Origin of the sequence: Glycomyces sp. YM15 (assembly GCF_016918015.1) — a bacterium.
Taxonomy (GTDB): domain Bacteria; phylum Actinomycetota; class Actinomycetes; order Mycobacteriales; family Micromonosporaceae; genus Glycomyces.
The window spans coordinates 119108-140144 of sequence record NZ_JAERMK010000013.1; the positions used below are offsets into that span (position 1 = coordinate 119108).

Genomic DNA, 21037 nt, shown 5'->3' on the forward strand with positions numbered 1-21037 from the left:
GCCACGGAACGGTCCCGTGAGGTCGCCGGGGCGGCGGCCCTACTCGTGCTTCTCCCCGCTCTTGCGCCAGCGGATGCCGGCCTCCAGGAAGCCGTCGATGTTGCCGTCGTAGACGCCCTTGACGTCGGCCGTCTCGAAGCCGGTGCGCAGGTCCTTGACCATCTGGTACGGGTGCTCGACGTAGGAGCGCATCTGGTCGCCCCAGGAGGCCGTGGCCGAGCCGCGCAGCTCGTCGACCTTCGCCCGCTCCTCGTCGCGCTTGCGCTGGAGGAGCTTGGCCTTGAGGACGCCCATCGCGGTGGCCTTGTTCTGCAGCTGCGAGCGCTCGTTCTGGCAGGAGACGACGATGCCGGTCGGCAGGTGGGTCAGTCGCACCGCCGAGTCGGTGGTGTTGACGCCCTGGCCGCCGGGCCCGGAGGAGCGGTAGACGTCCACGCGGATCTCGTCCTCGGGGATGTCCTCGATCTCGTCGGTCTGCTCGAGGGCCGGCACGACCTCGACGGCGGCGAAGCCGGTCTGGCGGCGGCCCTGGTTGTCGTATTTGCTGATGCGCACCACGCGGTGCGTCCCCTGCTCGACCGAGAGGTGCCCGTACGCGTACGGGCCGTTCACGGCGAACGTGGCGGAGCGGATCCCGGCCTCTTCGGCGTAGGAGATGTCGTAGACCTCCGTGCCGAAGTTGTGGGCCTCGGACCACCGCAGGTACATGCGCATGAGCTGCTCGGCGAAGTCGCAGGCGTCGGCGCCGCCCGCACCGGAGCGCACGGTGAGCACGCAGTCGCGCTCGTCGTACTCCCCGGAGAGGAGGGTGCGCACCTCGAGCTCGTCGACCGCCTTGCGGATCGAGTCGAGCTCGGCGGCGGCCTCGGCGGCCGCGCCCGGGTCGGACTCGTCGTCGGCCAGCTCGAACATGATGGCGACGTCGTCCATGCGTTCGTGCAGCGAAGCGAGTTTCTTGAGCTCGGCCTGCACGTAGGAGAGGCGTGAAGTGATCTTCTGGGCCTGCGTGGTGTCGTCCCACAGCCCGGGGTCGGCAGCCGCGGCCTCGAGTTCGGCCAGCTCGCGCCGGAGCGCGGGGAGGTCGAGGACGGCCTCGACGCTGCTGAGCGTCGCCTTCAGTTCACGGAGATCGGCGGAAACATCGACACTGGTCACAACAGATCAGACTACGCCTGTATTCGGGCTCATACGAAACGGGACGCGAGCCCCGCTGGGGCCGCGTCCCGTTCCGTGCTTGATCGTCGTTCTCCCGGGTCAGTGCCCGGATGCTCCCGCTATCGCTTCTTCAGCCAGCTCAGCGCCGAACGGTGGTAGCCGATCGCGAATTCCATCGCGATGGCCGCGTTCGGGTCCTCGTCCGCGTAGTCCTTCGCAGCGGCGCGGGCCTCTGCCAAGGCCTCCTGGTGCTGCTCGGTCGCGTCGGCGAACATCTCCTCGGCGGTGTCCTTGGAGAGGTAGTCGAGGAAGGCCGTGCGCAGCGCAACGGGGTCGCGCAGCTGGCCGATTCGGGCCGGCTCGTTGAGCCAGCGGGTGAACGCCCGCTTGCCGTTGGCGCTGATCGTGTAGGGCACCGAGGCGCGGGGCCCCGGCTTCCCGACTCGAACGAGTCCGCCTTCGGCGAGCGCGGGGAGTTCGCGGTAGACCTGGGAACGCGTCATGGTCCAGTACGGACCGAGGCGACGGGTCGCCTCCGCCATGAGTTGTCCACCGGTCATCGGTCCTTCGTGCAGCAAGCCCAGCAATGCTGCTGAGGTTGCGTTGAGTTCTTTTCCTGCCATGCCCGACAGGATGCCATGTGGATGCCCCCATGACAAGTGGACAGCTCCAATGTGTCGATAGACCGTTACCGATACTTGATTGGATGTGTTCACGGATTGCGTTGCAAGCCTTGCGAAACGCTCAGGGACGTTCGTTGGATTGCAACGCCTGTTTCGAGAATTCCAATCATGTGATCCCGATCGCCCACTTGGGTTGCGATGACTCGGCGTCGCCCGGCGATCACGGATCATTATCGACTGTCGTGATCGCTTTCAGTTGCGAGGCATCGGGGATCCGATGAGATCCGATCCGGGCGAGTCGTCGTCGGAACCGCCCTCAGTGGAATCATCGCCGTCGTTCTCCGATTCGGACATTTCATCTGATATCTGGTCAGGCGATTCGCTTTCGACGTCCGGCCCTTGAGGAGTGGCGGTCTCCTCGCCGGGCGTGGCGCTCGGTTCCGGGGCCGATGCCGTTGGCTGGGCGGAGGATTCGCCCTCAACGGGCGCGGACTCACTCGCGCTTTCGGACGGATCGGCGATATCGTCCTCATTCGGGAGACCGGGTCGGGTAACCACCAGAAAGGCCCAGACCGCGGCGATCACGACGAAGCATGCGGCGGCGGTGAGGCCCACGACCCAGCCGCGGCCGAGTCGCTCCGAGTCGTTGCCGTAGACCGCGCCTCCACGGTCCTCCCCCTCGGGCGCGCCTTCGCCGGCGGCGAGCATCGCGCCGAGCTCGGGAGGCTCGATCTCGGCCGCGTGCGGCGTCACGGGGTCGTACTTGAAGTCGGCGGTCGCGTCCCGCTCCTGCAGCTCCGGGTCGATCGGCGCGGTCGCCTGGTCCGACAGGCGCGGGGCGAGGCGGCGCAGCTCGGCGGCGATCGCGTCGAGGTCGCCGCGGGCGCGCGGGTCGAGCGCGAGGAGCGTCTCGACGATCCGCCACAGCTCCGCGTCGACGGCGACGGGCCTCACGGGGATCCGCGTCAGGTGCCGCTCGACGACTTCGGTGATGGAGCCGCCGCGGTAGGCGCTGTGCGCGGTGAGCGCTTCATAGAGGACGAGCCCGAGCGCGTAGTTGTCGACGCCGGGGCTCGCCGAGTCACCCGAGGCGACCTCCGGGGCGATGTACTCCGGGGTGCCGTGCGAAGGCGCGGTCCTGGACGCGGCGGCGCGCGCGATCCCGAAGTCGATGAACTTGAGGCCGTCGGCGCCGGCGAGCATGAGGTTGCCGGGCTTCACGTCGCCGTGGCGGTACCCGGCCCGGTGGATCGCTGCGAGGGTCTCGGCGGCGCTCGCGCAGCGGCGCGCGGCCTCGGCGGCCGGGAGCGGCCCGTGGACGCGCAGGTGCTCGCGAAGGTCGAGCCCCGGCAGGAACTCGAGGATTACCGCGCAGACCTCGATGGTGACGATGAAGTCCTTCACCGCGACCACGCCCGGGTGGTCGATGGTGCGCAGGATGTCGGCCTCGGCCCGGAAGCTCTCGAAGATCTCGTCCTCGTCGCGCAGTTCCGGACGGAGCACCTTCACGGCCACATGGTCGCCGGTGACCTGGTCGAGGCCCCGCCACACGACGCCGACCGCGCCCCGCGCGATCTCGTGCTCCAGGACGTACCGGTCGGCCAGAACCGTCTGCATGGGTGCTCCTAGGGGGCTGGCGAAGCGGGCTGAATCCACTGTAAATGCAGTGTCATCGCAGCTCAGCGGCGGAGTAGCAGGGTGGCACGAACGGGGGATACACCGCAGGGCGGGCGAGGGCGGGCGCACCGGGATCAACGGTCGCATGCTGTGAGTGGCGGGACACTACACTTGCGCCCATGTCCCTCGAACGGCCAAGCTTTGAACAGACAGCCGAATCCCGGTGCGGAATCAGTGGTGATCGCCTGTGACCGAATTGCGTTGGCGCTACGGCGCCGCGACCGACGTGGGCAAAGTCCGCGACCTGAATGAGGACTCCCACCTCGCGTCGCGGCGGCTCCTCGCCGTCGCCGACGGCGTGGGCGGCGCGGCCGCCGGCGAGGTCGCCAGCGGCGTGACCATCGCCGAGGTGACACGGCTCGCCCGCCGCTCCCCCGTCGAGGCCACCGCGGAGCTGGGCGCGGTCGTCGAGGCCGCCCGCGACCGCATCCGCGCGGCCGTCGCCGAGAACCCCGAGTCCGAGGGCATGGCGACGACGCTCACCGGACTCTGGCTGGGCGACAACGCGGTCGACATCGTCCACATCGGAGACTCACGGGCGTATCAGGTGCGCGGTGAGGACTTCGTGCAGGTCACCGTCGACGACTCGTACGTCCAGCACCTCGTCGACGAAGGCGCGATCACCCCCGCCGAAGCCCAGGACCACCCCTACAAGTCGGTCGTCACCCGCGTGCTCCAGGCCAACCCCGCCCCGGCGCACTTCGAGACGCGCCCGGCGCTCATCGGCGACCGGTACATGCTGTGCTCCGACGGCCTCAGCGACGTGGTCGACGACGCCGTCATCGAGAACGTCCTCCGCGACTTCACCGACCCCCAGGCCGCGGCCGACGAGCTCGTGCGCCTCGCCCTCGAAGGCGGCGGGCCGGACAACGTCACCGTCGTCGTCGGCGACGTGGCCGAACACCGGCAGCGCCGACGCTGGCCGTGGGCCGTCGCCGCGATCGGCGTGGTGCTGGTGATCGCCGCGATCGTCGTGGCGCTGGCCCTGCTCAACTGACGCGGTCCTCCACGCGTCCCCGTGTCGCGGCGCCGCTGGTGCATCAGCGAAACGGCAGACCGAGGTCGGCGCCTTCGCTGCGGGCGGTGTGGTCGAAGAAGAGGGCGTCGTCGGCGGTGACGTTCTGAAGGTGGCCGTGCAGTTCGTAGCCGATGATGCCGACGAGGCGGTTCCAGGCGAGGATGAGGCGGGCGACTTCGTCGGGCTCGAACGACTCGCCGGCCAGCATCTGGAGCATCGCCGGTTCGATGGCCTCGGGCGGGCAGACCGGGCCTGAAGGCGGATTGAGGCTGCCGGCCCCCTTGGCGTCGGCGCAGATCCGGGCGAGGGTGAGCGGCATGCGGCCCGCGACTTCGACGGTGATGTGCGGGGCGACGTACCCGGGCACGGGCGTGCCGAAGATGAGCGCGTACTCGTGACGGTGGGCCAGGGACCATTCGCGCACCGCGCGCCAGACCGCGAGCCAGCGCTCCTCCGGTGCGGCGCCGGGAAGGTCGGCGTTCTCGGCGGCTTCGCCGATTTCGGTGTAGGCCTGCACTATCAGCGCGGTCAGCAGGTCGTCGCGACTCGCGAAGTATCGGTAGACGGCTGAGGAGGCCATCCCGAGTTCGCGGGCGACGGAGCGCAGGGAGAGCAGGGCGGAGCCGCTCTCGGCGAGCTGGCGCCGGGCGGCGGCGAGGATCTCGGCCGTGAGCTCGGCGCGGGCCCGTTCTCTGGCGGTTTTCGGCGCGTTCATCAGGACAGTGTACCGAAACGAGAGCACTGCTCTTGCATTGTCGAAGCGAGTGTGCAATCATTGCTCTCAACAGAGAGCACTGCTCTCGAATATGAGCAGTGAACCCCCAAGGAGCAGACATGTCAGTCCCCGAGACCCGCCAGGACCCCAGAGCTCGCATGGGCGCCTTGGCATTCGCACTCGCCGGCGTCCTCTTCGTCGTCTACGAGGCCGCCGCCCCGCGCGCCGACCAGACCACCCTCGAAGGGGCCGAGTCCTGGACCAGCGCCGGATGGGCCCTCGGGCACCTCGCCGCGATCGCGGGCCTCATCCTCATCCCGCTCGGCTACGGCGCGCTGCGCGGCCACCTCGAAGGCACCCGGAACGAGAAGACGGCCTTCACGGCCGCGACCATCGGCTACATCGGCTCGGCCCTGACGATCTCCTACTACGGCGCAGAGGTGTACGGCCTCAAGGCGATCGGCCAGCGGGCCGTCGAGGACGGCGACGCGACGATGACCGAGGTCGGCGAAGCCTTCCGAATGGACCCGACCGCGTTGACGGTCTTCGTGATCGGTCTGGCCCTCATCGCGGTCGCGGCGGTGCTGGCGGCCGTGGCGGTGTGGCGGTCGGGCACCCTCAACAAGTGGAGCGGCGTGCCGCTCGCGATCCTGCTGGTGACGATGCTCCCGCAGTACTTCCTGCCGCACGGCGCGCGGATCGCCTGGGGCGCATTGGTGACGGTCGCGGCCCTGTGGCTCGCCGCGGAAATGTGGAAGGTCGCTACTCGCACCTCGGTCGAAGCCTGACGCCGGCCTTCAGGTCCGACGCCATGCCGATCCGGGGCTCGCGGACTTCGCCGAGACCGGGCCCCGGTGCTCGAGCGTGACGCAAGAAGACGACGGCGGTCCCGCGCGTGCGGGGCCGCCGTCGTCTTCTTGCGTCGTTTCGCCTACGCGGACAGGGCGATGCCGTCGAGGATGTCGTGCTCCGAGATGAGCACCGAGTCGATCCCGCTGCGCTCCATGATCGTCCGCAGCACGAGCGCGCCGCCGACGATGACATCGGCGCGGCCGGGGTGCATCACCGGGATCGCCAGGCGCTCGTCGTGGTTCACCGCCGCGAGGTCGGCGGTCACCTGCGCGACCTGCTCGTACGTGAGCCGGGTGCCGTCGATCGCCTCCGGGTCGTACGCCTTGAGCTCCAAGGCGATCGCCGCGATCGTGGTCGCCGTCCCGGCCACCGCTACCAGCTCGGTCGCCTCACGGGCCGCGTCGGCCACCGCGAGCGCGCCGTCGGCGATGCCCGTGATGTCGGTGACGGCCTCGGCGATCTCGTCCGCGTGCGGCGGGTCGGATCGCAAGTGCCGCTCGGTCATCCGCACGCAGCCGACGTTCACGGAGATCGCCGCGGCGACCTCGGAACCGGTGCCGCGAACGAACTCCGTTGAGCCGCCGCCGATGTCGATGAGCATCCGCTGTCCTTCATAGACGGGCAGTGTCGCGACCGCGCCGGTGAAGGAGAGGCGGGCCTCTTCATCGCCGCTGATGACCTCGGGGTCCTGCCCGAGCACGGCCACGACCATGGCTTTGAAGTCGGCCGCGTTCGCGGCGTCCCGGCTCGCGGAGGTCGCGACCATGCGCACCGCCTCGACCCCGTGCTCGCGGATCTGGGCCGTGTAGTCCGCGAGCGCGACGCGGGTGCGTTCGAGCGCGGCGTCGGAGAGGCGGCCGGTCCGGTCGACGCCCTCGCCGAGGCGCACGACCTCCATGCGGCGCACCACGTCGTGCAGTCGCCCTGCAGCGTCGATGTCGGCGATGAGGAGGCGGATCGAGTTGGTGCCGCAGTCGATGCCGGCCACGCGGCGGGTCATGCCTCGCCCTCCTGAGGTTCGGGGTCCTGCGTTCCGGCGGCGCAGCTGCTGCGCCGCCACCATTCGGGGAGCATCTCGATCGCCTCGTCGCCCATGGGGCTGACGCCGGGTCCGGCGGCGAGCGAGTGGCCGACGAGGGCGTGCAGGCACTTGACGCGGTCGGGCAGGCCGCCCGCGGAGACGCCCTCGATCTCGGGGACGTCGCCCAGCCGGGCGCGGCGCGCGAGGTAGTCCTCGTGGGCGCGGCGGTGCTGCGCGGCGAGTTCCGGGTCGGTGCCCAGGCGCTCGTTCATGTCCTTCATGACCCCGCCGCCCTCGAGCCTGCCGATGGCCGAGGCGGCTTTCGGGCAGGTGAGGTAGTAGGTGGTCGGGAACGGCGTGCCGTCGGGCAGGCGCGGTTCGGTCTCGATCACCGCGGGCTGACCGCACGGGCAGCGCCAGGCGACGGCGTGCGCGCCGCGGATCGGTCGGCCGAGCTGCTTGCGGACGGCCGCCGCGTCGGCATCGGTGACCGGTTCCGGCTGCTGGGGCCAGTCGTTGGGCTTCACGGCGTCCCGCCCTGCAGCGCCGATTCCAGTGCCGCGTGTCGCGGTTGCACAGCCTTCACTCTGCTGATTCCTCTGTTTCGTCTGGTTCGAGCCGGTCGGCGTCTGCAAAGGTATCGGCCAGCTCGTCGTACCAGGCCCGGTCCTCGGCCGCTTCGTCGTCCGCGCCACCGGTGTGCTTCGGGTCGTCCTCGTCGATGACGATGACGAGGTCCTCGCCGGGGGGCACGAGCAGGAGGCTGGAGCGGATCTGGGCCTTGACGTACTCGGGGTCGTCCCATTTGACGCGTTCGGCTTCGAGCTCCTCGATGTGCTCGGACTGGGCCGACTGCTCGGCTTCGAGGCGGTTGATCTCGATGCGCTGCTCGACGTAGGTGCGCAGCGGGTAGGCGTAGGCGAGGGCGAGCGCGGAGAGGACGAGGGCGAGGATCGCGGCGCGGCGGGAGACCTTGCGGGCGGGGCGGTACCGGACCCGTTTGACCTCGGCGCGGCCCGACCCGGGGACGGGGCGGCGGGCGGCACGGGTGCGGCCGGGACCGGTGGATCGTCCTCCCGGGTGGCTGGGTCGGCGGCTCGCGTTCACGGGCCCAGCCTAGTCGATCGGGCGAGACCGAAGGCCCCCGTGCCGGTGCGCGGGGGCCTTCGGAGTCGCGTTTCGCTCGGCCGGATTGCAGCTTCCCTTCAGGTCGCTTCAGCCTGCCTTCAGCTTCGCGAGTCTACCGTTGCAGCCGGGGGCCTTTCCCGGCGCCGGAAGTGCATCCGGTGTGCGCCGAGAACGGCCCGGTCTCGGCTACTTGCCGAACTTCGGGAATGCCGAAGCACCCGCGTAGCGGGCGGCGTCGCCGAGGTCTTCCTCGATGCGAAGCAGCTGGTTGTACTTGGCGACGCGGTCCGAGCGGGCCGGGGCGCCGGTCTTGATCTGGCCGCAGGACATCGCGACGGCCAGGTCGGCGATCGTGGTGTCCTCGGTCTCCCCGGAGCGGTGGCTCATCATGCAGCCGAAGCCCGCGCGGTGGGCCATCTCGACGGCGTCGGTGGTCTCGGTGAGCGTGCCGATCTGGTTCACCTTGACGAGGAGGCCGTTCGCGGCCTTCTCGTCGATGCCGCGGCGGATGCGCTCGGGGTTGGTCACGAACAGGTCGTCGCCGACGATCTGCAGGCGGTCGCCGACCTTGGCGGTGAGCGTGGTCCAGCCGGCCCAGTCGTCCTCGGAGAGCGGGTCCTCGATGGACACGAACGGGTAGGCGCCGATGAGCTCCTCGTAATAGGCGCTCATCTCCTCGCCGGACTTCTTCTGGCCCTCGAAGAGGTAGGCGCCGTCGGTGTAGAACTCGGTGGCGGCCACGTCCATCGCGAAGGCGATGTCGGTGCCGAGCTTGTAGCCGGCCTTCTCGACGGCGACCGCGATCAGGTCGAGCGCGGCGCGGTTCGAGTCGAGGTTGGGGGCGAAGCCGCCCTCGTCGCCGAGGCCGGTGGAGAGCCCGCGCTCCTTGAGGACCGACTTGAGCGCGTGGTAGGTCTCCGCGCCCCAGCGCAGGGCCTCCTTGAAGGTGGGAGCGCCGATCGGTGCGATCATGAACTCCTGCACGTCGACGTTGGAGTCCGCGTGGGAGCCGCCGTTGAGGATGTTCATCATCGGCACCGGGAGCAGGTGCGCGTTCGGGCCGCCCAGGTAGCGGTAGAGCGGCAGCTCGGCGGAGTCGGCGGCGGCCTTGGCCGCGGCCAGGGAGGCGCCGAGGATCGCGTTCGCGCCGAGGTTGGACTTGTCGGGGGTGCCGTCGGCGTCGAGGAGGGCCTGGTCGACCAGGCGCTGCTCGGAAGCCTCGATGTCGATCAGGGCCTCGCGGATCGGGCCGTTGACGTTGTCGACGGCCTTCTCGACGCCCTTGCCGAGGTAGCGCGTCTTGTCGCCGTCGCGAAGCTCGATGGCTTCGAAGGCGCCGGTCGAGGCACCGGACGGGACGGCCGCCCGCTGCAGCGTGTCGTCGTCGAGCAGGATCTCCACTTCGACGGTGGGATTGCCGCGGGAGTCGAGGATCTCCCTTGCCCGGATGTCTTCAATTGCAGCCACTGTCACTCCTGAGATAGCCGAATCTGACGATCGACCCGATTACGGGGCCGTGTCCGAAGGATTTCGGCCGACCCGACACTGCGTCGGCCACAGCTCCTGAGGATACGCCCTACGCCTCTTGGCGACTCTTGCGAGCCAGGAATTCGGACCGCCGGCGATGCCTCCGAGCCGCGGAAAGGGCCAGTGCCGGACCTCCGCCGGCCGCGAATGAGTGTTGCCCGCGACGCGGACGCTCGTGTTACATGGGCCGTGGACGCCCCGCTATAGGGTGGAGTCCTATCTCAGATCAGACACCTGTGTTAGGCGTGCCCCCCCCCGGATGCCGCCGCCGGGCGGCAATCCCCCTCGCCTGGTGCAATGGAAGTGGAGCCCCATGATCCTGCAGAACCCCCTGCGGCGCTGTGCTGTATTGAGCGCGGTGGCGCTCTTCGCCCTCGCCGGTTGCTCGGACGGCGCCGAAGGCGGCGAGTCGGCTACGGAGGACGAGGCCGCGCTCACCGAGTTGAGCGGACGCCTCACCGAGGGCGACCAGCCCGCCTACACCGCCGAGTACCTCATCGAGGGCTCGGAGGAGCAGGTGCTGGTGGCGGTGGACCTGGAGGCCGGGACCGCCGCGGTCGTCATCGGCGACCGGCCCAGCCTCTGGGCGGGCGAGGACCCGGCCGAACTGAACGTATGGCTGGGTCAGGAGCTCGACGGCGTCCTGCCCGCCGAGGAGACCGTGGCGTCCTGGCTCTCCGAGACCGCGGCCGACGCATCGGCCTCGACCGAGTTCTCCAACACCACGCTCGCCGGCGAACTGGCCGACTGCGTCGACGTGCAGGGGGCCGAGGACTCCCCCGTGGGCGCGTACCAAGTGTGCGTGACCACGGTCGGCGTCATCGCCAGTGTCGTCGCGAAGGTCGGCGGCGACGCCTACACCGCGAAGCTCGTCAATTACCACGACGGCGTGGACGCCGGCTGGCTCGACGAGATCACGGGTCAGGCCGGGACCGCCAACCAGTAGGATCCGCCGCCGTACGGCGGCGGATCGCGTTACAGTCGCCCGGCGGGCCGGGGCCCGGCGCCACGGGGGTTCACCTGAAAAGGTGGCGGCGCCGCCCCGGCCCGCATTCGTCTCCGCGCGGGCGAGGTTGGCCGCATCACATGCGGTATCCCGGTTGTGGACCCCCGGCGCCATCCATGTATAGTTGTCGTCGTTGCCGCGGCAAGCCGCGATCAACACAGGCCAAGCTCCCGTCGTCTAGGGGCCTAGGACGCTGCCCTCTCAAGGCGGAAACGGCGGTTCGAATCCGCTCGGGAGTACCAGTAGCAATGCAGGGGTCGACTTCGGTCGGCCCCTGTTTTCGTGCGCCGGTCCGGCGGTCCGGGCTCGGGCGGTTTTCGGCATTGCTGACACAATGGATTGTTGGCGCAGTGCGGTGCCGTATTTACCATAGGCTGCCTGCATGTATGCCGCGCGATCGTCTGCAAGGGCTTCGATAGTGCTGCTGTGCGCGCTCCTCGCGCTGGTCTCGGGCGGTCTGGTCCTCGACCGGCCCGCGCAGGCACAGTCGAGCGGGTCGTGGCACACGTGGGGCGAATTCGAGGGCAGCGCCGGCGACTACCACACCTCCATGTCCTTTCCGACCGGTCCGATGATCGACGCCGACGTGTCCACCGATTCGCGCGGCGGCGGGGTCGGCGTCATCTCCGGCCAGTCGAACTGGCTGTCCGCCGGGACCCCGATCGGCGCGAAGTACGGCTCCTCGAGGAACCAGCCCTACCTCAACCTGCGGCCCCAGGCCGACCGGGCCGATTCGCCCTCGCGCACCGACTACGCCTTCGACGTTCCCGTGCCGCCGGGCGGGTGGGCCTTCGCCCTGGGCGACGTCGACGCCGACCAGGTCAAGGTGATCGCCAAAGGACCGGACGGCGCCACACTGACCGCGAGCGAACTCGGGTTCCAAGGGGCCTTCAACTACTGCGGCGCCGCGTCGGCCGGAGGCCCGTCCTGCTCCGGTGACGGCACCGACCAGCCGACCTGGAACGCCGCGACGCGAACGCTGGTCGGCAATGCCGCGGCCGCCGACACCGACGGCGCGAGCGGCTGGTTCGAGCCGACGGTCCCCGTCAAGTCGCTCACGTTCATGTTCACCCGCCGCTCCGGGTTCCCCGTCTACCAGACCTGGTTCGCCTCGCTCGGCTGCGATGTCACGGGGACCGTCACCGACTCCGGGGCCCCGTCCGCCGGGACCGAGCTCAACATCCTCGATTCGAGCGGATCCCTGGTCGAATCGGCCACGACCGGTGACGACGGCTCCTATGCGTTCCCGGACTACCTGATCGGCGGCGAGTACACGGTCGAGCTCATCGCACCCGACGGGAAGATCGTGGACGGCGACATACGCCGGCAGGCGGACCTGAGCGCCTGCCCCGCCGCCCCGACCGACTTCCAGCTCCGGGACATCGTGCCGACCTCGGTGAGCGGCAACGTCTCCACCGCGGAGGGGCAGCAGCTCGGCGGCGTGGCGGTGACCATCGCGCTCGAGGACGACACCACCAGGACCACGGTCACCGACTCCGACGGCGACTACCTGTTCGACGACGTGCCCGCGGGCGACCACGTCATCACCATCGACGAGCCGGAGGGATACGACTACGCCGGCGCCGACCAGCGGGACATCACCGTCGTGCCCGCGCAGACCACGCCCATCACCGGTCAGGACTTCCTGCTGGCGGCCCAGGCGCGACTCCTCGGCCTGGCGATCGCCTGCGAAGAGCCCCTCCCCGGCGTGACCGCGACACTCACCAGACCGGACGGCTCCACCGAGTCGACCGTCACCGACGCGGACGGCCTGTACTCCTTCGCAGGGCTCGCGGCGGGCATCTACACCGTCGCAGTCGATGTGCCCGAAGGGCATAGCGCCGATACCCCGACGACGCAGAACGTGCGCGTGGTCGACACCGACGTGTCGGGAGTCCACTTCTACTACTCCGAGCCGACGGCGGTCACGGGGACGGTGACCGGTCCTGACGGCGAGCCGACGGGCGGCGTGGCGCTGACGGTCACCCCCCGGGGCGGTTCACCGGAGCAGGCGACAACAGGGGACGACGGTACGTACGGCATCGGCAACCTGCCGTCCGGGTCGCACACGGTGAGGATCACCGCGCCCGACGGCTACGAGGTCGACGGCGAGGCTGAGCGGACCGTGTCCAACTCGAGCACGTGCGGCGACGCGGTCGCCGACTTCGCGCTCCTCGAATCCGATGACCCGGGCGACCCCACGACCGACCCCGGGGGCCCGAGCGCGAAGCCGAATGGGGAGACGGACGACGGCGAGGTCGATCCTTCCGGGGTCGCGAACGGGGACGACCTGCCGGGCACCGGCTTGAGCGCCCGCATCGCGCTCGTCAGCGCCCTGTTCCTCCTCGCCGCGGGCGCGGTGATGATCGCGGCGGCGAAGGCCAGGAGGGACGAGGACACCGGGCTGACGCTCTAGAGCGAGGGCTCCGAAAACGCGACGACGGGGAGGCCGGGCTCGCGGGCCCGGCCTCCCTGTCGTCGGCCTTCCTGTCGCTTCAGAACGGCTGTCGACTGCGGTGCGGTCTCAGACGCTCGGCCATTCGCCGGCGGTCTTGCGGGCGCGGCGGACCATGAGCCAGCCGACCAGGGCCGCCACGAGGGCGATCGCACCGATCGTGCTGTAGAGCATCGCGGAGCCGCCGGTCACGGGCAGGGCCGCGTCCGGAGACGGCGAGCCGTCTCCCGAGGGGTAGTCGGAACCGCCCGGGTCCGAAGGGCCTTCGGAACCGCCCGGGTCCGGCGTCGGATCCACCGGAGTCGGCCCCGTGTTGACGATCGTGCATCGGATGTCATCGCCGACGCTGACGCGCACGTCCAACGAGGTGCCGTCACCGGTCGGCAGCGCGTCGTCGGCCGCGCCGTGGTTGGTGCACGTCCAGTCCTGGGTGTACGCCGCGAGGTCGGTGTCGCCTTCGGCGGTCTCCGAGAGGGTGAAGACGCGTCCGGCGCGGGAGGCGAGGATCGTCTGGGAATCGATCGTGCCGGAGTCGCCGCCGCCCGTCGAGCCCTCCTCGATCACGGCGCCGTTGCCGTCCTCGATGGACATGCCGAACGAGTCGGTGTCGTTCACCTGGTTCTCCACGGTCTTGTCCATACCGACCTTCGCGGTGAGGATGCCGAACGCGACGCCCTGCACGGCGTTCGCGGTGCGATCGAGGAAGCCGATGGACGCGGTGGTCGGCGCGACCGAGTAGAGCACGATCTCGTCGACCGGGAGGCCTCCGGCGGTGTCGCCGTTGCAGGTGACCGAGGTGGTGCCGAGCCCGGTGTAGGCGCCGCCGCACGCGGGCTGCGCGTCGGGCATGGTCGCGCGGGTGAGCTCCTCGATGGGCTGGTCGGAGGAGAAGGTCAGGCCCTCTTGGCGGTTCGTGGTCTCGGCGTCGGCCATGACGATGCCGTAGCCGTTCACGGGAGCGCCGGACGGGCCGGTGACGACCAGGTCCTCGACGGTGAGCGTGCCGAGGTCGCCGGAGGCGCCGGTCCCGGCGTCGACCTGCTGGTAGAGGGCGGGCTTACCGGGAGTGCCGATGTAGGCGGTGTTGCCGATCGGGGCCTTGGCGTAGGTCGGGAACGCGGTCGCCTGGAGCACTCGGTAGCCGTCGGCGCCCGGCGTGACCTTGAAGGTGAACGACATCGAGTAGTCCGGGGTGAGCTCGATCGACATCGACTGGCCGGCGGGGCTCATGGCGGTGGTCTGGTCGAAGTCGCTCATGTCGATCCAGCAGATCGTGCTGGCGAGATCGCCGCCCGTGCCGTATCCGCACCCGGAGGTCTGCGCCGCCGCCGGGCTCCCGAAGAGGGCGCCGGCGACGAGGACGGCGAACGCCGTCGCCAGTCTGGCAAGAGTATTCACTGTGCATGTCCCTGCGTGATCGCTGGAGATATCGAAGATGCCGATACAAGAGAATAGAACTGTCTTATTTGTCCGATCGACGTCCGTAAGCATAGGGGACTGAGCAGGCCACAAGCGACTTCGCCGAGCCGCGCACGGCCGCTATCATCGACTTCCGCTACGTCGAGGTGACGAAAGGCCGGTGCGGTCATGATCGGAGTCGTGGGCGAGGCCCTCATCGATCTGGAAGTGGCGCAGAACGACGCCAGGCATCCGGTCGCGCATCCGGGCGGCAGCCCGATGAACGTGGCGGTCACGCTCGGGCGCTTGGGCACTGAGGTCGCGTTCCTGGGACGGGTCTCGGGCGACGCGTTCGGGAAGCTGCTGCGGACGCATCTGGCCGAATCGGACGTGAACCTCCGCTGGATCGTCGACGCCCGGGAGCCCACCAGCCTGGCGATCGTCTCGGTCGATCCGGGCGGCTCGGCCAGCTACGCGTTCCATGTCGAGGGCACCGCCGACTGGCAGTGGAGCGCAGCCGAACTGCCGCACAATCCAGGCCTGGACGCGGTGCACGCCGGGTCGCTCGCGCTCGCGGCCGACCCCGGCGGCATCGTCGTCGAGCGGTGGCTCGCCGGGCTCAGCACGAGCACCACGATCAGCCTCGACCCGAACGTGCGCCCGGCGCTGCTCGGCGCGCGCACCGACTACCAGGAGCGCCTGGAGCGCTGGCTCAAGTTCGCCGCGATCGTGAAGATCTCCGATGAGGACCTGGGGTGGGTCTGGCCGGGCGTCGAGTCGGAGGAGTTGGCGGCGCATTGGATCGCCAAGGGCCGCAAGCTGGTCGTGGTGACACGCGGCAGCGAGGGCTCGCTGGTGTGGGCCGGAGGCGAGGCGTTCGCGGTGCCGGCGGCGGAGGCCGACCTGGTCGACACGGTCGGCGCGGGCGATTCCTTCAGCGGGGCGCTGCTGGACTGGCTGGGCCGGAACGACCGCCTGCGACCGGGCGACCTGGACCGGCTCACCGCCGAGGAGGCCCGCGAGGCCGTCGCGTTCGCTTCCACGGTGGCGGCGATCACCTGCTCGAGGGCGGGCGCGAACCCGCCCAGGCGGAACGAACTCGACTGAGCCGCGAAGGGCCGGACGCGCGATGCGTCCGACCCTTCGCCGATCGTTCTCAAGCCTGGAGGTACTGCTCCAGGTCGTCGAGGATCATGCCGGCGGCGGTGACGCCGATGCCGGTCATCCAGACCTCGTCGTTCACGGCGTGGGCCTTGCCGTCCTGGACCGCGGGGATCGACTGCCAGAGCGCGCCGCCCGTGTACTCGGCCAGCATGGCTTCGCCGTCGGAACCATAGGCGCAGTAGAAGATCACGTCGCCGCCGACGGCGTCGAGCTCCTCGGCCGAGACCTCGCCGAAGCGGCGGTCCTCGGCGCCGTTCAGCTGCTGGAGCTCGGGGCGGGCGAGGCCGACGTCGCCGAGGACGATGCCGGAGAAGGAGTCCGGGCCGTAGTAGCGGATCTGGTCGGGCATGAAGCGCACCAGGCTGACCTCGGTGGCGATCGAGTCGCCGAGGGCCGTGCCGAAGTCGGCGGCGCGGGTCTCGAGGTCGGCGAGGAGCTGCTTCGCCTCCTCGCCCTTGCCGAGGGCGTCGCCGTCGAGGAGGAAGTTCTCCTTCCAGGTGACGCCGACCTGCTCGGTGAACACGGTCGGGGCGATCGCGTTCAGCTCGTCGTAGAAGGCCTCCTGGCGGAACTTCGAACCGAGGATCAGGTCCGGCTCGAGGGCCTCGATCGCCTCCAGGTCGGGCTCGGCGGTGGTGCCGACGACGGCGACGTCGGAGAGGTCGCCGAGGTAGGTCGGCAGTTCGGTCTCGCTGGCGCGGGCCGCGCCGATCGGGGTGACGCCGAGGGAGAGCGCGGTGTCGATCTTGTCGGTGTCGAGCACGACCACGCGCTGGGGCTCGGCCGGGATCTCGGAGCCGCCCATCGCGTGCTCGACGGTGCGGGTCTCGCCTTCGGCGTCGTTGCGTTCGGCGGCCGGGTCAGAGGTCCCGCACGCGGCCAGCGCGAGCGCGCAGGCGGAGGCGGCTCCAAGGGCCAGCAGTCTTCTTCTCATTCCGGGTTCCTTTCGTCAGCAGCAGGTAGATGAGGTAGACGCCGCCGAGCGCGGCGGTGAGGACGCCCGCGGGCATCTGGTAGTCGCCGAATGCGGTGCGGCCCAGCCAGTCCGCGAGGACGAGCAGCACGGCGCCGGTGAGTGCCGAGGCGAGGAGGGGCGGGCGGGAGGTGCGGGCGAGGCGGCGGGCGATCTGGGGTGCGGCGAGGGCGACGAATTCGACGGCGCCGACTTGGGAGACGGCGGCGGCGGCGAGGACGACGCCGAGGACGGCGAGGCCGATGCGGCGGCCGGTGACGCGGACGCCGAGGCCGGTGGCGGTGGGGTCGTCGAGGTCGGTGGTGTCGAGGGCGTGCTGGGCCCAGACGAGGGCGGGGAGGGCGCCGAGGAGGAGGACGCCGAGGAAGGCGGCTTCGGTCCAGCCGCGTCCGGCGAGGGTGCCGATGAGCCAGATCTGGGCGCGTTGGGCGTCGATGGCGTCGGCGGCGAGCAGGAGGATCTGGGTGCCGGATTTGAGGAGCACGGCGACGGCGATGCCCGCGAGGACGAAGCGGGGGGCGGAGCGTGCACCTCTGGCCGCCACGAGGAGCACTGCGGTGGCGGCGGTGAGGCCGCCGGTGAGGGCGGCGGGGGCGAGGAGCGCGTAGGCGAATCCGGCGGTGAGGGCGAAGGTGGCGGCGAGTCCGGCTCCGGCGGTGACGCCGATGATGTCGGGGCTGGCGAGGGGGTTGCGGGCGACGGATTGGATGAGGGCGCCCGCGACGCCGAGTGCGGCTCCGGCGGCGACGGCGAGGACCGTGCGGGGCAGGCGCAGGACTTCGATGATGCGGTCGTAGCCGGTTTCGCCGGTGAGGGTGGCGATGGTGTCGGCGAAGGTGATGTAGGTGTCGCCCAGGCAGAGTGCGGCGGTGACGGCGGCGAGGAGGGCGATGAGGAGGAGGGTGCTGACGGCGGCGCTGCGGCGGTGCCAGGTGAGCGAGAGGTCGCCTGCGCGGAGGGTGGTGCGGCCGGGGAGCGGGAGTGTGCGGGGTTCGGGGAGTTCGGTGCGGGTCATGCGGTGACCGTCCTGGCTCGGCGTACGAGGGCGATGAGCAGCGGCGCGCCGATCACGGCGCAGATGACGCCCGCCGGGGCTTCGCCGGGGACGATCACGCGTCCGATGATGTCGGCGGTGAGCAGCATGCAGGGGCCGAGCGTGAGGCTCAGGGCGATCTGGCTGCGGTGGGTCGCGCCCACGGCCCATCGGGCGAGGTGCGGGATGGCGAGGCCGATGAAGCCGATCGGTCCGGCGGCGGCTACGGCGGCGCCGGTCAGGAGTGCCACGGTGATCGCGGCGGCGGCGCGGGTGAGGCCGACCCGGTGGCCGAGTCCGGCGGCGGCTTCGGCGCCGAGTTGCAGGCCGTCGAGGCCGCGGGCGGTCAGGAGTGCGAGGGCGATGCCGCCCAGCAGGAACGGGGCCATGCCCCAGGCGACTTCGGCGTCGCGTCCGGCGAGGGATCCGACGGCCCAGAAGCGGTACTGGTCGAAGGAGTGCACGTCGGTGGCGAGCACGGCGTAGACCATGGCGGAGAGGCTCGCGTCGAGTGCCGCGCCGCAGAGGGCGTAGGTGACGGTGCCGCCGCCGGTGGTGCGGGCGGCCACGGTGGAGACGGCGTAGCCGATGAGTCCGGCGGCGAGGGCGCCGGCGATGCCGAGCCACACGTACTGGCCGATGCCGGTGAGGCCCAGGACGCTGAGGCCGATGACGACGCCGAGGCTCGCGCCGGCGGCGACGCCGAAGATGCGGGGGTCGGCGAGCGGGTTGCGGGTGAGGGTCTGCATGAGGACCCCGGCGACGGCGAGTCCGGCTCCGGCGAGGAGGCCGACTGCGGTTCGGGGGACGCGCTGCTCCCAGAGGACGGCGGCCGCGATGGGGTCGGTGCGGTCGAGGCCGTGCCAGAGTTCGGCGAGGGTGAGGTCGCGGGCGCCGAGGGCGAGGGAGGCGATCACGATGAGGCCCAAGGCGATTGCGGATGCGCTGATGGTGAGGGTGCGTCCGCGCGCGGTCTGGGCGGGTCCGGCCTTGAGTGGGCGTCCGGTCTTGGGAGAACGTCCGTCCTCGAGGAAGCGCAGTCGGGCGGCGGGGAGGGGCACGCACTAGAGCATAGGCGAGCCTAACCTAAATGGGGCAGGCTCGAGTGCGGAATGTGACCTGTGCTCCCGGAGCCGCTGGTCATTCGGGGTAGCGGATGCCCTCGGCGACGGCTTTGACCGCTTCGAAGCCCTTGCGCTCGAAGGGGTCCCGCACCTCGACGGCGAGGCCCGGTTCGATGAGGCGGGCGATCTCGTTCTCGCTCGCGAAGCCGTCGTCGCCGAAGGCGTTCGGGCTCCAGTCGTCGCCGCGTTCGTGGTACTCGTGCAGGAACTCCTTGAGGGACTTGAGGTCTCGGAGCCGGGACGCGCGCATGACCTGCACTTGGAGGTCGACGCGCCAGGAGCCGGGCTCGATCTCGGTCTCCCAGACGCGCTGCGCGCAGTCGACGCCTTCCCATTCGGTCACGAAATCGGAGGGCGTGCCCAGGTCCTCGGGCAGGTACGTGAGGGCGAGGCCGTCCAGGCGCGCTTCGGTGCCGCTGATCGTCATGCCGCGATCGTACCCAGGTGTCCGCCCGTGGAAACGGACTTGCGCGGACGGAAGCACCCGTGCCGCGGATGTCCGTATCGAGATGATTTCGTAAGTTTGCAGTGTCCTGTAGGTAAAAGATTGCCTTCGCCCCTTGCCCGCCGCTGACATCCCATGATTCGATGATTCGCGAGTGAACTTCGCATTCACGTGCGCCGTTCCCGCCCGTCCCCCTGAATCCGCCGGTCACTCCCCCACAGGAGCCTCCATGCAAGCAGTCAAGCGCGTCGCGAAGCGTGCCCTCGCCACCGCGGCGGCGGCATCGCTCGCCGTCCTCACCGTGCTCGTCCTCGACACCGCCCCCGCCGGAGCCGTGCGGCCCCCGGGGATCCCCTCGCTCTCCACCGCGCAGTCCGAACTGGGCCGGCTCACCGTCGCGAACGAGTCGAACGGCGACTCCTACGACCGCGACCTCTTCCCCCACTGGTCCTCGGTCGGCGGCGGCTGCACCGCCCGCCAGTACGTGCTCAAGCGCGACGGCTCGAACGTGGAGACCGGCTCCGACTGCCAGCCCGACTCCGGCTCCTGGCAGTCCGACTTCGACGACACCTGGACCTCCACGGTCTCCAACGCCACCATCGACCACGTCGTGGCCCTCTCCGAAGCCTGGGCCTCCGGCGCGAGCCAGTGGACCACCGCCGAACGCCAGGCCTTCGCCAACGACGTCAACTCCCCGCAGCTGTGGATCGCCACCACCTCGGCGAACTCCTCCAAGGGCGACAAGGACCCGGCCGAGTGGATGCCCGCCAACTCCTCGGTGCGCTGCGACTACGTCAAGGCCTGGACGCACGTCAAGTATCTGTACGACCTCTCCGTGAACGCCGCTGAGAAGACCGCGATCCAGTCGCACTTCGACACCTACTGCTAGACGAACGCGACGGCGGCCGATCTCCTCAGATCGGCCGCCGTCGCGCTGTCGTCTAAGCGGTCGCCAGCGCTATCAGCCCCGTGATGACCGCGAGCCCGCAGGCCACGAGTCCCAGGACCAGGCCCGTCGTCGCCACGCCCTTGCCCGAGACGCCGCCTTGCGCGGCCCGGATCTGGCGCCGCGCGTACACGGCCAGGGACACCGAGCCGATGCCGAACAGCGCCGCCGACATGAAGAACGTGAGACCCGCCCAAGGACTGAAGATCGCGCTGATCAGCCCCGGGATGGCACCGCAGATGCCCGCGATCCCGGCCACCAGCGAACCGATGGCCGGACCCGAGGGGATCGGCTTGAGGCGCGGGAACCAGAGGTGAAAACCGTCGACCATGGCAGGTGCGGGGACTGCCATCGGCTGCCAGACCGGATGCACGGGTTGCATCGGCTGCATCGGATAGGGGTGCTGGTACTGCGGCTGCGCGTAGCCGTGGACCGGCGGAGCGGGCGGCGCTTGGGGAGGCGGCGGCTGCATGTGAGGTTGGTACGGGTCCTGCGCGGTCACGCACCCAGACTAGCTGCCTCGAAGGGATCTCGCGACCTCGGTGAAGTACTCGTCCACCTCCCGGGTGTCGTAGCCGCGCAAGGTCATCTGGAAACCCAGATCGGCGAGGGAGTCGGGGTGCGGAGGCGCGCCGGCCTCGGTGGCTCTCCTGATGCGGGCCACGGCACGGTCGACTTGAGCTCGGTCGTATCCGCGGAAACGGACAGAGAAGAAGGGGTTCTCCATACGTCACAGTCTGCCAGGTCTACACCACGGAGTGGGATCGCCCTGCCCAT

The 21037-nt window shown here is 70.2% G+C and carries 21 protein-coding genes and 1 tRNA gene; 7 read left to right on the forward strand and 15 right to left on the reverse strand.

Translation table 11 applies throughout. From position 1 onward, the window contains the following. Positions 1-39: 39 nt before the first annotated feature. The 3 genes from prfB to JHY01_RS15725 form a co-directional block, all read right to left on the reverse strand. On the reverse strand, positions 40-1155 hold the full coding sequence (prfB, locus tag JHY01_RS15715; protein WP_205326605.1) for a peptide chain release factor 2: 1116 nt from the start codon (positions 1153-1155) through the stop codon (positions 40-42). Positions 1156-1274: 119 nt separating this feature from the next. After that, the gene (locus JHY01_RS15720) at positions 1275-1778 is read right to left on the reverse strand and encodes a PadR family transcriptional regulator (RefSeq protein WP_030155315.1); all 504 of its coding nucleotides are present in this window, start codon (positions 1776-1778) and stop codon (positions 1275-1277) included. A 252-nt stretch (positions 1779-2030) separates the two neighbouring features. Beyond that, the gene (locus tag JHY01_RS15725; protein WP_205326606.1) at positions 2031-3395 is read right to left on the reverse strand and encodes a protein kinase; all 1365 of its coding nucleotides are present in this window, start codon (positions 3393-3395) and stop codon (positions 2031-2033) included. A gap of 247 nt (positions 3396-3642) precedes the next feature. Here JHY01_RS15725 and JHY01_RS15730 point away from each other — a divergent pair, with 247 nt between their 5' ends. Beyond that, complete coding sequence (locus JHY01_RS15730; RefSeq protein WP_205326607.1) at positions 3643-4452, forward strand: PP2C family serine/threonine-protein phosphatase; 810 nt, start codon at positions 3643-3645, stop codon at positions 4450-4452. Between the two features lie 43 nt (positions 4453-4495). Here the strand turns inward: JHY01_RS15730 and JHY01_RS15735 are convergent, their stop codons facing one another. Further along, positions 4496-5188 carry a TetR/AcrR family transcriptional regulator gene (locus JHY01_RS15735; RefSeq protein WP_205326608.1) on the reverse strand — a complete coding sequence of 231 codons (693 nt, stop codon included), beginning with the start codon at positions 5186-5188 and terminating at the stop codon, positions 4496-4498. 119 nt (positions 5189-5307) lie between these two features. Here JHY01_RS15735 and JHY01_RS15740 point away from each other — a divergent pair, with 119 nt between their 5' ends. Beyond that, the gene (locus JHY01_RS15740; RefSeq protein WP_205326609.1) at positions 5308-5976 is read left to right on the forward strand and encodes a hypothetical protein; all 669 of its coding nucleotides are present in this window, start codon (positions 5308-5310) and stop codon (positions 5974-5976) included. A gap of 143 nt (positions 5977-6119) precedes the next feature. Here the strand turns inward: JHY01_RS15740 and JHY01_RS15745 are convergent, their stop codons facing one another. From JHY01_RS15745 to eno, 4 genes are all read right to left on the reverse strand, one after another. Further along, the gene (locus JHY01_RS15745) at positions 6120-7040 is read right to left on the reverse strand and encodes a Ppx/GppA phosphatase family protein (protein WP_205326610.1); all 921 of its coding nucleotides are present in this window, start codon (positions 7038-7040) and stop codon (positions 6120-6122) included. Next, complete coding sequence (locus tag JHY01_RS15750) at positions 7037-7588, reverse strand: DUF501 domain-containing protein (RefSeq protein WP_205326611.1); 552 nt, start codon at positions 7586-7588, stop codon at positions 7037-7039. Before JHY01_RS15750 ends, JHY01_RS15745 begins: the two co-directional genes overlap by 4 nt. Positions 7589-7643: 55 nt before the next feature. After that, positions 7644-8168, reverse strand: a complete 525-nt coding sequence (locus tag JHY01_RS26755) for a septum formation initiator family protein (RefSeq protein ID WP_205326612.1) — start codon at positions 8166-8168, stop codon at positions 7644-7646. Positions 8169-8375: 207 nt separating this feature from the next. Further along, positions 8376-9656 (reverse strand): phosphopyruvate hydratase, encoded by a 1281-nt coding sequence (gene eno, locus JHY01_RS15760; RefSeq protein WP_205326613.1) that lies wholly within the window; start codon positions 9654-9656, stop codon positions 8376-8378. 373 nt (positions 9657-10029) lie between these two features. Between eno and JHY01_RS15765 the strand changes: the two genes are divergently transcribed. The 3 genes from JHY01_RS15765 (at position 10030) to JHY01_RS15775 (ending at position 13138) form a co-directional block, all read left to right on the forward strand. Then, entirely contained in the window at positions 10030-10662 is a 633-nt protein-coding gene (locus tag JHY01_RS15765) for a hypothetical protein (RefSeq protein ID WP_205326614.1), read from the forward strand. A gap of 226 nt (positions 10663-10888) precedes the next feature. Beyond that, positions 10889-10964: transfer RNA gene (locus JHY01_RS15770), tRNA-Glu, on the forward strand. 140 nt (positions 10965-11104) lie between these two features. Then, on the forward strand, positions 11105-13138 hold the full coding sequence (locus tag JHY01_RS15775; protein WP_205326615.1) for a collagen binding domain-containing protein: 2034 nt from the start codon (positions 11105-11107) through the stop codon (positions 13136-13138). A gap of 108 nt (positions 13139-13246) precedes the next feature. On the opposite strand, the gene JHY01_RS15780 is transcribed toward JHY01_RS15775, so the two are convergent. Continuing rightward, positions 13247-14575 carry a CshA/CshB family fibrillar adhesin-related protein gene (locus tag JHY01_RS15780; RefSeq protein ID WP_205326616.1) on the reverse strand — a complete coding sequence of 443 codons (1329 nt, stop codon included), beginning with the start codon at positions 14573-14575 and terminating at the stop codon, positions 13247-13249. A gap of 189 nt (positions 14576-14764) precedes the next feature. On the opposite strand from JHY01_RS15780, the gene JHY01_RS15785 reads away from it, so the two are divergent. After that, the gene (locus JHY01_RS15785; protein ID WP_205326617.1) at positions 14765-15682 is read left to right on the forward strand and encodes a carbohydrate kinase; all 918 of its coding nucleotides are present in this window, start codon (positions 14765-14767) and stop codon (positions 15680-15682) included. Positions 15683-15731: 49 nt separating this feature from the next. Here JHY01_RS15785 and JHY01_RS15790 read toward each other — a convergent pair whose 3' ends face one another. The 4 genes from JHY01_RS15790 to JHY01_RS15805 form a co-directional block, all read right to left on the reverse strand. After that, entirely contained in the window at positions 15732-16673 is a 942-nt protein-coding gene (locus JHY01_RS15790; protein ID WP_205326618.1) for an ABC transporter substrate-binding protein, read from the reverse strand. Beyond that, entirely contained in the window at positions 16600-17727 is a 1128-nt protein-coding gene (locus tag JHY01_RS15795; RefSeq protein WP_205326619.1) for an iron chelate uptake ABC transporter family permease subunit, read from the reverse strand. Before JHY01_RS15795 ends, JHY01_RS15790 begins: the two co-directional genes overlap by 74 nt. Further along, positions 17724-18806, reverse strand: a complete 1083-nt coding sequence (locus JHY01_RS15800) for an iron ABC transporter permease (protein WP_307814467.1) — start codon at positions 18804-18806, stop codon at positions 17724-17726. Before JHY01_RS15800 ends, JHY01_RS15795 begins: the two co-directional genes overlap by 4 nt. A 79-nt stretch (positions 18807-18885) precedes the next feature. Next, the gene (locus tag JHY01_RS15805; protein WP_205326620.1) at positions 18886-19296 is read right to left on the reverse strand and encodes a hypothetical protein; all 411 of its coding nucleotides are present in this window, start codon (positions 19294-19296) and stop codon (positions 18886-18888) included. A 247-nt stretch (positions 19297-19543) separates the two neighbouring features. Between JHY01_RS15805 and JHY01_RS15810 the strand changes: the two genes are divergently transcribed. Next, complete coding sequence (locus JHY01_RS15810; RefSeq protein WP_205326621.1) at positions 19544-20203, forward strand: HNH endonuclease family protein; 660 nt, start codon at positions 19544-19546, stop codon at positions 20201-20203. 52 nt (positions 20204-20255) lie between these two features. Here the strand turns inward: JHY01_RS15810 and JHY01_RS15815 are convergent, their stop codons facing one another. Together JHY01_RS15815 and JHY01_RS15820 are read right to left on the reverse strand one after the other, a co-directional pair. Further along, entirely contained in the window at positions 20256-20762 is a 507-nt protein-coding gene (locus JHY01_RS15815; protein WP_205326622.1) for a DUF4190 domain-containing protein, read from the reverse strand. 9 nt (positions 20763-20771) lie between these two features. Then, the gene (locus tag JHY01_RS15820; RefSeq protein WP_205326645.1) at positions 20772-20987 is read right to left on the reverse strand and encodes a DivIVA domain-containing protein; all 216 of its coding nucleotides are present in this window, start codon (positions 20985-20987) and stop codon (positions 20772-20774) included. Positions 20988-21037 lie beyond the last annotated feature (50 nt).